Source organism: Chitinophaga flava (assembly GCF_003308995.1).
GTDB lineage: Bacteria > Bacteroidota > Bacteroidia > Chitinophagales > Chitinophagaceae > Chitinophaga > Chitinophaga flava.
Genome location: NZ_QFFJ01000003.1, coordinates 349,780 through 364,618, shown reverse-complemented (window position 1 = coordinate 364,618; position 14,839 = coordinate 349,780). Strand labels below are relative to the sequence as shown.

At 52.2% G+C, this 14,839-nt stretch carries 3 protein-coding genes; all 3 read left to right on the top strand.

Annotated elements, in window-relative coordinates; genetic code table 11:
- A partial coding sequence (locus DF182_RS32045; RefSeq protein WP_147243619.1) for a condensation domain-containing protein occupies window positions 1-2,235 on the top strand: 2,235 nt, incomplete at its 5' end.
- A gap of 3 nt (window positions 2,236-2,238) precedes the next feature.
- Window positions 2,239-5,622: a non-ribosomal peptide synthetase gene (locus tag DF182_RS32040; protein ID WP_113619985.1), complete on the top strand. Its 3,384-nt coding sequence runs from the start codon at window positions 2,239-2,241 to the stop codon at window positions 5,620-5,622.
- Between the two features lie 42 nt (window positions 5,623-5,664).
- Window positions 5,665-14,838 carry a non-ribosomal peptide synthetase gene (locus DF182_RS32035; RefSeq protein ID WP_113619984.1) on the top strand — a complete coding sequence of 3,058 codons (9,174 nt, stop codon included), beginning with the start codon at window positions 5,665-5,667 and terminating at the stop codon, window positions 14,836-14,838.
- Window position 14,839 lies beyond the last annotated feature (1 nt).

Genomic DNA, 14,839 nt, shown 5'->3' with positions numbered 1-14,839 from the left:
TATATTGTTAATGAACAACAACAGTTATGTCCGCCAGGGGTGAGTGGAGAGTTGCTGATAGGCGGAGCGGGCGTATCGCCCGGTTACCTGAATCAGCCGGAGCAGAGTGCGGAGCGGTTCATTGCACATCCTTTCCGTAGTAATGGGGGGCGCTTGTATCGTACGGGCGACTTGGTACGGCGGCTGCCTTCCGGCGCGATCATTTTCCTGGGCCGGGTGGATGACCAGGTGAAGATCCGTGGTTACCGTGTGGAGCCGGGCGAAGTGACCCGGGTGTTGTCTGGCTGTGAGGGCGTACAGCAGTGTATCGTTATGGCGGATCGTACGCATGGCGGTGGTCCGCGGCTGGTAGCTTATGTGGTGGCAGCAGATGCCTTTGATGAGGATGTTTTGCAGGCTTACCTGCGTAACCGGTTGCCGGATTATATGCAACCCGCATTATACATTCCTTTGGCGGAGTTGCCGCTTACGCCGAATGGTAAAGTAGACCGGCGTGCCTTGCCATCGCCGGCGGATATAGTCAGCAAGGCAGATCTCTATGTAGCGCCGCGTAACCAGATGGAAGAAGACCTGACCGCTATCTGGGCTGAATTGCTGAATACAGAACGGGTAGGCATATACGATAACTTTTTTGAGCTGGGAGGTGATTCCATTGTTGTGATACAGGTGGTGAGCCGGGCGAAGCGGAAAGGCATACAGCTACAGGTACACGACCTGTTTGATTACCAGACGGTAGCTGCCCTGGCGGAAATGGCAGCACAACAAGAGGCTTCGGCTGTACAGGCGGAACAGGGCGTGTTGACGGGAAGTTGTGATTTATCGCCTATTCAGCATTGGTTTTTTGAACAAGACACTCAACAACAATCCTATTTTAATCAATCGATCCTGCTGCAGCTGCGTAAATCTGTGAGTTCCGTACACCTGCGCCAGGTGATGCAGGCGCTGATACAAAAGCATGATGCGCTGCGTTTTGTGTACCATAAGGAAGGCATAGATGGCAGATGGCAGCAAACCTATGGGCAATATACCGGTACCCTGGAAGAAGTGGATTTATCTGCCATAACTCCGGAGGAGCTGGCAACGTCCATTACGGCGGCCTGTAGCCGTTTCCAGGCTAGCCTTGCTATTGAAAAAGGGGAGCTGATCAGGTGGGTGGTTATCCGCACACCGGCAGCAGAAGTGGAAGACCGGTTGTTGATGGTGGTACATCACCTGGCTATTGACGGCGTTTCCTGGCGGATACTGATAGATGATATGCAAAACTATCTGGACCGGTTACACGAAGGCGAACCGCTTGTCGCAACAGAAGTGAAGACAAGTTCCTACCGCGATTGGATGCAGGCATTGACAGCCTATGCACATACCGAAAGGGTAACCTCACAGCAGGGATACTGGGAAAAAGTAACCGGCGCTTTCCGTCCGTTGCCTGTTGATATGATGGGAAGCGGGCAGGTAAGAAGCAGCCTGGCCACCGTTGAAACGGTGCTGGACAGTCAGCTGACAGCTGCTTTGCTGAAAGAAGTGAATCCGGTATATAATACAGAAGTAAATGACCTGTTGTTGTGTGCCCTGGGTATGACCATAGCGGCATGGACAGGCAACAGCCAGGTACATATTGGCCTGGAAGGACATGGCAGGGAGGATATGTTCCCGGGTATTGATATTACCGGTACTACAGGCTGGTTCACCAATAAATTCCCGGTAAGGCTGGATATAGAAAGTCAGGCTTCCGAAGGTAATATGATCAAGTCTGTAAAAGAACAGTTGAGAAGTATTCCTGACAAGGGCATGGGGTATGGCTGTCTACGTTACCTCAATCAGGTAGCTTCCCTCCGGCATAACAGCTGGGATATTGTCTTCAACTATCTGGGGCAGCTGGATAATATTGTGAGCAGCAGCAAATGGTTCAAGGGAGCGCCGGAGTTTCCGGGAGAGCACATCAGTCCTGCCTATCCCGTGCGTGATTATTTTGTAGTAAAAGGAATCGTCACTGCCGGCACGCTGAAAATATTCTGGACCTATTCCTCACAGCAATATCATATTGCCACAGTAGAAAAACTTGCAGCAGGGTACATCGCTCATTTAACCGCGTTGATCCGGCACTGCACCCATCAAGAACAAAAAGCAATCACCCCTTCCGACTTTGGCCTCAACGGTAAAATAGATTATAAGGAGCTGGACGAATTACTGGGCATTACTGAAACCGAAGATGAGGATGGTATCATCAAATTCTAAATCATGGAAAAATTTGTAAAAGAACTGGACGATCTGGGGCTGACGCTCAGAGCCAGAAACGGTGAACTTCTCCTGTTCGGGAAAAACAATAAACTGAATACCCGGGAGATACTGAATAATAAGGCGAACCAGCATATTCCCGGTTTTATCCGGGAAAACAAGGAAGCATTGCTGGTATATCTCCACGAGAAAAAACAAGCGGAGTATGGCAGTAAGCTTAGTCTGGATAAAATTTCAGCCATCTATGAACTGAGCCCGCTGCAGGAAGGTATTTTGTTTCATAGCCTCTATGATCAGCAGATTACCACCTACATTACCCAGTTCCGGCTGGAACTGCCGGATGAACTGAATATCACCGCCTTTAAGGCGGCCTGGGACCGGCTGGTCCGCAACCATAGCATTTTAAGGACGGCCTTCATCTATGAGAAAGTAAGTATTCCCGTACAGTGTGTGTACAAGGAAGTCACGCTGCCCTTTGATATTGTGGACTATAGTCAGCTGGATGGTGAGGAACTGGAAGAGCGGTTTGAACGGCTGCTGGCAGAAGACCGGCAGCGGCGCTTCAATTTTGAAGTACCGCCGCTCATGAGAATTACCCTGGTGAAGGTGGCAGAGAAATCCTACCGGATGATATGGACCAAACATCATATTCTTTGGGATGGCTGGTCCGGGCAGGTCGTGATCAGTGAAGTGCTGAAAGCCTATGAACAATATGCTGGAGGAGAGAAGCCGGCGGAAATGGAAGAAGATCTGTATGAAGACTATATCAAATACATCAACAAAATAGATTTCTTCCAGGAAAAGCGTTTCTGGAAGAAATACCTGGAAGGGTTTGAAGAAGCATCCCTGCTGCCCTTCGTATCCAATACCATTGTCAGGAACAAGGGGATTGGCAATTTCCGGGAGGTAACCCTGGTCTTTGATGAGCAGGTAACCCGGCAACTTAATCAATATACACAGTCATTGCATATAACCCCCAATACCTTGCTGCAGGGCGTGTGGGCGTTCCTGTTATCCAGGTACTGTGGTAAGCAGGATGTGGTGTTTGGGGCGACGGTGTCTGGCCGTCCGGCGGAGATGAAGTATGATAAAAAAGTAGGGTTATATATCAATACGCTGCCGTTCCGTGCGCAGATAGATCCTGACCGCAAGGTAGCTGACTGGTTGCAGGAGCTGCAGCACAAACATGTGGAAACGAGGGAGTACCAGTATACCGCCATCAATCAGATACAGCAATGGGCTGGTATTACCGGCGACCTGTTTGATTCCATACTGGTATTTAACAACTATCCGCTGTCGGAAGCATCCAAATCCGGCACACGTCCGGTGAATATTGGGAGTGTAGAGATAGCAGAGAACAACAATTACCTGTTGTCTGTTCAGCCTGTATTGCAGGATAAGCTGATCGTTGATTTTAAATATAACAGTTCGCTGTTGAACACGGCTTATGTAGAGATGATCAGTCGTCATTTCAATCAGGTAGTGCGGGAGCTGATAGCGCGGCCGGAGGTGGTTTTGTCGGATATCTGCTGGCTCAATGACGCCGAAAGGGTGCAGCTGCTGACCAGGTTCAATGACACGGCCAGGCATTATCCGGCAGATCGTACCATCGTGGATATTTTTGAGCGGCAGGTAGGAAAGACACCTGATAGTACGGCCGTTGTATTCAATGAAGAAGTGCTCACCTATCGGGAGTTACATGAGCGCAGCGACCGGCTGGCCTGGTATCTGCGTACCCAGGTGGGATTAAAGGCGGGTGATCTGGTAGGGGTGATGATGTCGCGTTCCATCTGGCAGGTGGTGGCTGTTTTGGGTACCCTGAAAGCGGGAGCGGCTTATGTACCCATAGACATCAGCTATCCGGAAGACCGGAAGCGGTATATCGTGGAAGACACCGCATTGCGTACACTGCTGATTGAGTCGGCCAGCATGTTTGACGTGCTGGAGTGGAATGTACCGATTATCTCCCTGGATATACAATACAGCAGCTTTGAGATGCCTGCGGATTATCAGCGTGACTATACCATCGATCCGTCAGATACGGCCTATGTGATCTATACCTCTGGTTCTACCGGTAAACCGAAGGGAGTGATGATAGCTCATACCAGCAACGTGAATATGTCGCTGGATCAGATAGAGCGGTTTGGTATTATGGCGAGCGACCGGGTTTTACAGTTTGCGTCGCTGTCGTTCGACGCCTCCGTATCGGAGATTTTTATGGCGCTGTATTGTGGAGCCAGCCTGGTGCTGATACCGGATGCGGTGATTGCTGATACGGATCGCTTCCTGGCTTATCTGACCAGCCATGGTGTCACGGTAGCTACTTTGCCACCGCTGTACCTGCATACGCTGGACCGGGAACGTTTTGGTTTTATGCGGGTAATCATTACGGCGGGTGAAGCGGCATTGCCCGTAGATGTATTCCACTATGCGCTGGTAAGTGAGTATTATAACGCTTACGGCCCTACGGAGTGTGCTGTATGTGTATCTATTTATAAAGCTTCTCCGGTAGATGCCCCCAATAAAGCTATACCAGTGGGTAAACCACTCGCTAATATGCAGGTATATATCCTGGATGGGGCGCTGTCGTTGTTGCCAATAGGCGCAGAAGGAGAGATATATGTGGGTGGTGTGGGGTTGGCTAAAGGTTACCTGAACCGGCCGGAGCTGACCGCAGAAAAATTTGTGGCCAATCCGTTTGGTACGGGCCGGCTTTATAAAACGGGGGATCGTGGCCGCTGGTTGCCGGATGGAAATATTGAATTTCTGGGCAGAACAGATGAGCAGGTGAAGATCCGTGGTTACCGTATAGAGTTGGGTGAGATCAGTACCATCCTGGGTGAGATGAACGCTATCCGGGAACATGTAGTGATGGCCAAGGAAGACAAACATGGCGGCAAACGCCTGGTGGCTTATGTGGTGCCTGACGGTGAAGCCTATACGAAAGAGCAGTTGACGGCGTCGCTGGCAGCCAGGCTGCCGGAATACATGATACCTGCCCTGGTGGAACTGGATGCCCTGCCGCTGACCGTGAGCGGAAAGGTAGACCGGAAAGCCCTGCAGGAGCTGGATGATGCCGGCCAGCGGCAAAATCCCTATGAAGCGCCGCGTAATGACATGGAAGCGAAGCTGGTCAGCATCTGGGAAGACCTGCTGGGGGCAAAACCTATCGGTATTCATGATGACTTCTTTACCCTGGGAGGACATTCCCTGTTGGTGATACGTGCTGTAGCAGCGGTACAGAAGGAGTTCAACGTAAAGATATCGGTGACTGCCTGGTTTGAACTGAGCACCGTGGCCGCACTCGCAGGGTACATTACCTATACTGCCAAACAGGCGCCGGAAGCGGAAACTGCCGCTGCTGAATTTGAAACTTTTGATCTGTAATACTGTACACCGTTACACATCGTTGCATACAAATAGCGTATAATGAGTGATTTTGCAAAAGCTGTAGGTATCCTGAACACCGCCCGTGAAAAGGGTATAGATATCTTCCTGGAAGAAGGCAGACTAAGGTTCCGCGTGCCCCGGGGAAAAAATATAGATGCCAGCTTCCTGGAACGTTTGAAAGCACACAAGGACAGCCTGCTGCATTTCCTGCATCATAATCCGGCAGGAACGGAAGCTACGGTGGCAGGCAGCATATTGCCTGCGCGTGCGCAGCATAGCGGGCATATTCCGCTTTCCTATTCCCAGGAACGTTTATGGACCCTGGACCGTTTGAAGGGAAGCACAGAATATCACCTGTTTAACTCCTATCAGTGTGAAGATGAAAGGGAAGCTGCGTCGATTGTCTTTGCCCTGAATGAAATGGTGAACCGGCATGAAGTGTTGCGCACGGTTATAAAAGCTGAAAACGGTATTCCCTACCAGGTGGTATTACCACGTAACAGCTGGCAGGACCGGCATTATAGTGTAGCAGACGTCACTGCCGAAATGCTGGCGGAAAAGGTGGAGGCAGCACAGCGCCGGCCCTTTGACCTGGCAGCAGACCATATGCTTCGGGCTACCCTGTTCCGTATAAGGGACAAGGGCTGCCTGCTGATCGTGGTCATGCATCATATTGCTGCAGATGGCTGGTCAGAAGGAATCCTGCTACAGGAAACGGGTGCGCTCTATCAGGCGCATCGTAACGGTACCGTGGCAACGTTGGCGCCTTTACCGCTGCAGTATGCCGATTATGCCATCTGGCAGCGTAGTTACCTGACTGGTGAAGTGTTGGAAAAGCGATTGACCTATTGGAAAGAGCAACTGGCAGGTGTTGCCAGTCAGGGAGCGCTGTTGCCCTATACCCGGTCGCTGGCGGCTGACAATAGCGGACATGCCGGTGAGTTTGAAACAACACCGGAACTGACAACAGCCTTAAACGCCCTGGCCAGGCAAGAAGGAGTTACCCCCTTCATGCTGTTACTGGCCGCCTGTAAGGTATTGCTCTATAAATACAGCGGACAAACGGATATCAGTGTGGGGACTCCTGCGGCCAACAGGGCGCAGAAAGAAACAGAACCCCTGATCGGTTTTTTCATCAATACCCTGGTGCTGCGCAGTGATCTGGGTGGCAACCCTGCTTTTACCTCCTTGTTAGCGCAGATAAAACATACGACGCTGAAAGCCTATGAATATCAGGATGTGCCTTTTGAGAAAATAGTGGAACAGCTGGCGCCTGAAAGAAAAGGAAATGTGAATCCGTTGTTTCAGGTGATGTTTGACCTGCAAAATGCTCCGGGCGCCGGCGCGCTGCAGCAAAGCAATACGGCTGCTGCCGGGGAAACTATTCGTTATGGTACCGAGATGACCAAGTTTGATCTTTCCGTTAGTATCAGCGAAAGAAATGGCCGGTTCCGGGTGAAGGTAAAAAGTCACCCCGGCATTTTTGATATCTCCGCCTTAACTGGTTTCTGCCGGCATTATGAGGAGCTGTTGCTGGCTATTATACAAGATCCCGGTAGCGCGATTGACCGCCTGCGCATCCTGACGACGGCGGATCGGGACAGGATATTACAGGTGTTTAACGACACTGCCCTGCCTGTTCCGGAGCATGTTACCATTCCCGATCTGTTGCATGCACAGCTGACACTGACACCTGATCATATTGCCCTGGTAGCAGGGCCGGAAACATGGACCTATGCCCGGCTGCATGCCATGGCAGACCAGCTGGCCCTTTACCTGCAAACATACCGGCAGATAGGCATCGGCGACCTGGTAGGTATCCGGTTGGAACGTGACAGCTGGATGATCATCGCCTTGTTAGGTGTCCTGAAAGCAGGTGCAGCGTATGTGCCCGTGGACGTAGATTATCCTGCTGACCGGGTGAAGTTTATACTGGAAGATAGCTGCTGTAAAGTAGTGATAGATAAGGAGCTGCTGCAGCATTTCAGCGAGGCAGCCCTGCCGGCAGGAGCTACACCTGTTCCTGCAGGATGTACGCCGGACGAGATGGCCTATGTCATCTATACCTCCGGTTCTACCGGCCAACCCAAGGGTGTTATGGTAGAACACCGTTCTGTGGTAAACCTGATTACAGCGCAGCTGCAGCAGTTTGGTATTAATGACAGCGATAATATCCTGCAGTTCTCCAACATCGCCTTTGATGCCTCTGTAGAGCAGATACTACTGGCTTTATGCAGCGGGGCGAGACTGACCTTGGTGGATAAGGCCACCCGTATAGATCCGGAACTGCTGGCTGCCTTCATTCATACACAGGGGGTGACGCATATCCATATGGTGCCCGCCATGCTGAAAACCTTGCCAGTAAGACATTATCCCACCCTGCGACGTGTTATAGCGGGCGGCGACAGCTGCCCCCTGACATTGGCGGCCGTCTGGGGACAATCATATGCGTTCTATAACGAGTACGGCCCTACGGAAACAACGGTCACCTCCACCGTATACCGCTACGAAAAGACAACGGAAGACCAGCCGGTATTGTCTATCGGACGGCCGCTGGGCAATACGGTTATCTATATCCTGGATGCCGGACGACAGCTGGTGCCTCCTGGCGTACCGGGCGAAATATATATAGGCGGCAAAGGAGTGGCCAGGGGATATCTGCACCGGCCGGAGCTGACCGCACAAAAATTTGTGGCCGATCCTTTTGTCCCGGGTGCGCGTATGTATCGTACCGGTGACCTGGGAAAATGGCTGCCAGACGGCAACCTGTTGTTTATGGGCCGCAATGATGAGCAGGTAAAGATCCGGGGATATCGTATTGAGCTGGGAGAGATAGAAGAAGTGCTGCGTTCCCATGCAGCTGTACGGGATGCAGTAGTAGCCGTGAAAGATAATGCCGGCGTGCCTGCGCGGCTGGCGGCCTTTATCATACCGGAAGAGGACTGTGATAAAACCATCCTCCGGGAATGGTTGAAAACAAAGCTGCCGGATTACATGGTGCCGGCTTCCATTACTTCGCTGCCTGCCTTTCCGTTGAATGCCAACGGCAAGGTTGACAGAAAGGCGCTGCCGGATGCAGCAATACCTGCACCGGCTGCCATCGTGCAGGAAGGCCCGCGTACCGAAGCAGAACAACTGCTCGCCGGTATATGGTGTGCGTTGCTGAAAGTACCTGCAGTAGGGATACACGATAATTTTTTTGAACTGGGCGGTGATTCCATCACCAGTATACAGCTGGTCAGCCGTGTGAATCGTTATGGTTATTCCCTGCATCCGCAGGATGTTTTTGAGGGGCAGACCATTGCCCGGTTGGCTGTGAAGCTGCAGGAGCAGCAATTGCTGCAGCCTGTGGCAGAACAGGGATTGCTGACAGGCAGTGTAGCGTTGTTACCTATACAGCGCTGGTTCCTGGAAAGAGACTATCCGCAGCGGTCGCATTTTAGTCAGGCGCAGTTATTCCAACTGGATAAAGCGATACAGCTACCCTGGCTGGTGGCTGTCATACAGGCACTCGCCCGGCAACACGATGCCTTGCGGCTTACATACAGCCGCAACGAGGAGGGCTGGTACCAATACTACGGGGATAGGATACCGGAGGTCGTCGTAGAAGATCTCACGGCTGTACCGGCTGCCGCATTCAGTGAAACGGTAACGGCTATCTGTAACCGATACCGCCGCCAGCTCGATATTCATACCGGCTGCATGATACAGGCAGTATACCTGCAAACACCAGCCTATGCTGATGCCAACAGGTTCTTCCTCGCCATACACCACCTCGCCGTAGACGGTGTATCCTGGCGTATTCTATTGCAACAGTTTCAGGATGCGCTGATCACTATTGCCGATGGTGGGACCATCCATCTGGGTACCAAAAGCAATTCCTACCGGGAGTGGGCGGATATGCTTACCCGTTATGCCACCACAGATGCTGTGATGTCGCAGCTGGGATATTGGGAGACTATCGTACATGCCTATACGCCTTTATCACTGAATAATACAAATGGCGCAACGCCGCTACGGACAGAGCGTGACAAACTATATCATACAGTAAGGCTGGAAAAAGGCCTGACAACTGCCTTGTTGCAGGAAGTAAACCAGGCCTATCATACCACCATCAATGATATCCTGCTGGCGGCGCTGGCCGCCACCTGCTGCCACCTGACCGGTAATGAGCAGGTAGTGGTAGGTATGGAAGGCCATGGCCGTGAATATATTGACCGTGGTATGGATGTAAGCAATACCGTAGGCTGGTTTACCACAGAGTACCCGCTGTTGCTCATGGCTACCCGTGATATGGATCCGGCCAGTCTGGTTATTGGCATCAAAGAGCAGTTGCGGCAGGTACCGCAAAAGGGTATTGGCTATGGTCTTCTGCGCTACCTGCATCCGGATGCTGCCATCCGTAGCCGGCTGGCAGGTGGGAAGTGGGATATGGTATTCAACTACCTTGGGCAGGTAGATAATATTATCGCAGGCAATAGCCGTATTGCCCAGGCCACGGAGCATAAGGGAGAAAACTTTGATCCGTCCTATCCGTCCACGGCGCTGATGGATATTTCAGGTATTATCAGGGGAGGAGAACTAATCCTGCACTGGGGATATGCCGGGGCAGATCATGATCCCGCGGTGGTAGCCAATTGGGCGGATCAATACCTGCATCACCTCGAACATATTATAGCCCATTGCCGCCAGGTGGCAACGCCTGTTGCTACACCATCAGATTATGGACTGGCGCCAGAAATCGGTTATCAGGAACTGGCTGCTTTCCTGCGCCGTGCAGAAAAGGCACAGGGTACTATTGTTGATATGTATAAGCTCAGTCCTTTACAAAAAGGGCTGTTGTTTCATCATCAATATGATGAGCATGACAAGGCTTACCTGGAGCAGATGTGCGTAGACTTTCCGGAAGGGTTGGAGGTGGACAGCTTTATCCATGCCTGGAATCACATCATCAAAGAACATACGATTCTGCGCAGCAGTTTTGTAGGTGATGTATTTGAAATTCCGGTACAATGTGTTTACAGTGAAGCGACCATCCCCTGCACAGTCATCAGCCTGTTACACCTGGATGCCGCAGCGCAGCAGCAGGAGCTCGCCCGAATACAACAGGAAGACCTGGCCCGGGGCATGGACTTCACCCGGGCGCCGCTGATGCGTATAACCTTGATACAGCTGTCGGCACAGGCCTATAAAATGATCTGGACACATCATCATATTATCCTGGATGGCTGGTCCAACCCGGTATTGTTATCCGGATTTATGCGGGCTTATGCCGCCTTTGCCGCAGGCAACACGCCGTTGCTGCAACCCGAAGACAGATATAGTGATTACATCCGGTATATCGGCAAATCAGATCCGCAACGGGCACAGACCTTCTGGAAGGAGTATCTTTTTGGGCTGGCTGATAAAACGCAGTTGCCTTTTACCGGAGCTGATGCTACTGCCCGCAACCGGGGAGGTTCCCGTATTGCCTATCAGCAGTTGCTGCTGGACAGTACGCAGACCGGAAAGATCCGGCAGTTCTGTCAGGAGCTGCAGATTACGGTCAACACCTTTATTCAGGGCGTATGGTCGTTACTGTTAAGCCGGTATACCGGCAGTGCAGATACGGTATTTGGAGTGGTGGTGGCCGGCCGGCCGGCCGACCTGGAACAAGTGGAACAAAGGGTAGGACTGTATATCAATAACCTGCCGTTACGCAGTGTGATACAACAGGATCAAACGGTAGCTGCATGGCTCAAAGCTATTCAGCAAGGACATACCGCTGCGAGGGAACACCAGTATGTGGCCCTCAGCGATATACAGCGATGGGGTGGGTTCTCCGGGGATTTTTATGATACGGTGCTGATCTTTCAGAACTATCCCGCATATACCGAACAGGAAGGCCCACAGTTGTTGAAAGCAGGAAAAAAGCAACTCGACGAGCGCACCAACTACCTGCTGACATTGATGGTAAGCTCACACGATGAACTGAAATTTACTTTGGGCTATAATAGTGAACTGTTGGACGAAGGGTATGTGGAGCGGATAAAAGGGCACATTGGAGTTGTCATTGCCGGTTTACTTTCAGCACCGGAAGCTAATCCGGCAGCCATACAGGTGCTTACTCCGCAGGAGGAACACCAGTTGCTGCACGACTTCCGGGGGCCTGTGGCGACCTATGATATGGAGGTGACCCTTACGGGAATGTGGAGGGAGCAGGTACAAAAAGCACCGCAACAGACCGCCCTGATTTGTGAGGGGCGGGAGATCTCCTGCCGGGAGCTGGATGAGCGCTCAGACCAGCTGGCGCGTTACCTGCAGGAGCAATACGGTTGTGATCACACCAGGATGATAGGTATTAGCCTGCCTGGCGGGGAATGGCTGGTAACGGTTATCCTGGCAGTATTGAAAACCGGCGCAGGTTATGTGCCCATGGATACTGCCCTGCCGGAAGACCGTATCCGTTTTATGTTGTCAGATGCTGGTTGTCACCTGTTGGTGAACCAGGATTTTGTAGATGCCTTTGCTGCGCGGCAGCAGGACTTCCAGGCCGGCGCCCCGGTAATACCGACGGCTATCAGTGATACGCTGGCGGTCATCTATACTTCCGGGTCTACCAGTATACCCAAGGGGGTGATATTATCGCATCGGAACATGCTAAACCGCCTGTACTGGATGTGGGAGACCTATCCCTTTGGCCTGGGAGAAACAGCTTGTTTAAAGACCTCTATCAGCTTTGTGGACCACCTATGGGAGTTGCTGGGAGCCTTGTTGAAAGGTGTTCCCTTGCTGGTGGTGCCGAAGCAGGTGATGATCGATACAGACCTTTTTATTAGACAGCTGGCCACCTGGAAGGTGACACGGCTGGTACTGGTAACTTCTCTCCTGAAAGAAATACTGGCGCACAGTGAAGCACATACATTATCGGCCCTGCAATACTGGACCTGTAGCGGAGAAGTATTGCCCCTGAAAGTGGTGAAGGATTTCTACGCCACGTATCAGGAACGGATATTATTCAATATCTGGGGGTCTACTGAGTTAACGGCCGATGCTACCTGTTACAACCTCTCTGAGGCGCCGCCGGGAGAAGCCTATGCAGCTGCTCTCACCGGCACTATAATAGGCCGGCCGCTGACCAATTACAAATTGTATATCCTGTCAGAAACCTTGTCTTTACTACCGGTGGGAGTCATAGGGCAGATCTGTGTTGCCGGTGCAGGTGTTGCCGGCGGATATCTGAATCAGCCGGAGCTGACAGCAGATCGTTTTGTTCCCAATCCCTTTGAACCGGAAGGATGGCTGTATCTCAGCGGTGATATGGGCAGGTGGCTGCCGGATGGCTGTGTGGAGATAATTGGCAGAAAGGATTCGCAGGTGAAGATACAGGGTAACCGCGTGGAGCTGGCAGAAGTGGAAAATATACTACTGCAACAGCGGGACCTGTTATTGGAAGCAGCGGCGGATACGCGGGAATGGAAAGGGCAGCCGATCCTTGTTGCCTATGTGATACCTGTGGGTACGCTGCAGAAGGAGGCGTTGCGGGAACGTCTGGAGCAGGTATTGCCTGCATATATGATACCTGCCTGTTTTGTGGAGGTGAGCATGTTACCGCTGACCGTGAGCGGAAAAGTTAACCGCCGCGCCTTACCGGATGTAACGGAAGCAGATATCCTGAAGAAGGCATATGTACAGCCGCGCAATGTGCGGGAGCAGGCGCTGGCAACAGCCTGGCAAGGGGTACTGGGGCTTACGGAAGTGAGCATCACGGATAACTTTTATGCATTGGGAGGCAACTCCCTGCGTGCCATGCAGGTAGTGGCCCGCCTGAAACAGGAGGGCTGGCTGCTGGGGATTGTACAGCTGCTGAAAAATCCGCAGATCAATGATCTGGCGGCCTATTTGCAGCCCCTTGCGGCGGCTCCTGCAGTGCTGCAGGAGGATGATATGGCAGCTGCGCCGTTGTCAGCCAGCCAGGCCACCTATTGTAACGGTAACGGCTATGTGCATGCCTCCGGGACATTCAGTCTGCAGCTGCAACCCTATGACCGGCAACGGTGGACGGCAGCTTTACAGGCCCTGCTGGCAGATATGGCGGTATTGCGTATGCGCGTCCACGTTAGCGGAAAAATAATCCGGCAGCAGCCGGTGGCAGCAACGGATTTCATACCCGATATGACTTTCCTGGAAAAAAGCGCCTACAGTGAAGATGCGCTGAACGCTCTCCTGCAGGAGGCCAGGGCTACACCTTTTGACCTGGAAAATGCCCGGGGAATGAGAATATACGTGTGTGAAGCAGGCGATACGGCCATGGTATATATCATGATACATCATGTGCTTACTGATGATATCTCCAACAAATTACTCTGCCGTCAACTGGAAGCGCTTTATTATCAGTCGGAGACAGCTCCTCTGAACGGGCTTGGCAATCAGGTATTTACCCATGCCCTGCAACAGTGGCTGGCCTCCCGGGAGGGACTGGAACAGCAGCAGCGCTGGATGGACATACTGGCCACCGCCACGGCACAGGCGCCGGTATTCCGGATGCCGGTAACAGCCGACGCACAGGTAGCCACACATCACCTGCGGATACCGGCAGCCACCTATACACAAATTAGCCGGTATTGTGCACGTGCAGGCGTCACCGTTAGTAGCTGGATGCTGGCCGTAACGGGTTGTTTTCAGTACCTGGTTTATCCACAAATGAGCAGCTGGCTGATGAATATTATTACAGACGGGAGGGAAGTGCCAATGGCCGGATTTGATGCCGGCCCTGCAGTCGGACAGTTCTCCAATATTATTCCTGTCTGCCTGTCGCTGGAAAAAAATATGACTTTCAGCAGTTTCCTCCAACATACGCATCAGGCGCACCTGACAACGAGAGCGCTGCAGCAGGTGCCGGGCGCCTTACTACATGATAGTTTCCGGCAACAGCAGGGGACTGCACTGCAGCAGTACCTGGCGGGACTCTTTAACTACCGGGAACGCACAGACCGCCTGTTACCTGCAACACCGCCACCCGCAGATAACAGTGCACGTCGGGAGGACTATCCGCTGCAGCTGAAATGTGATGTGTACCAGGATGGCCTGTTGCTGAATATCCGGACGGCCGGTGACCTGTTCCCGGATATTACCCTGTTGCAACAGCTGATTACAAGGCTCTCGGCGCCGGACTTTACTGACGTTCCTGTCAGTGAACTCCTTGCAACAATTTCAATGGCATCTATTTTTTAAC

Coding starts and splice junctions, on each gene's coding strand:
- DF182_RS32035 (WP_113619984.1), top strand. CDS start 5,665: ATGAGTGATTTTGCAAAAGCTGTAGGTATCCTGAACACCGCCCGTGAA.
- DF182_RS32040 (WP_113619985.1), top strand. CDS start 2,239: ATGGAAAAATTTGTAAAAGAACTGGACGATCTGGGGCTGACGCTCAGA.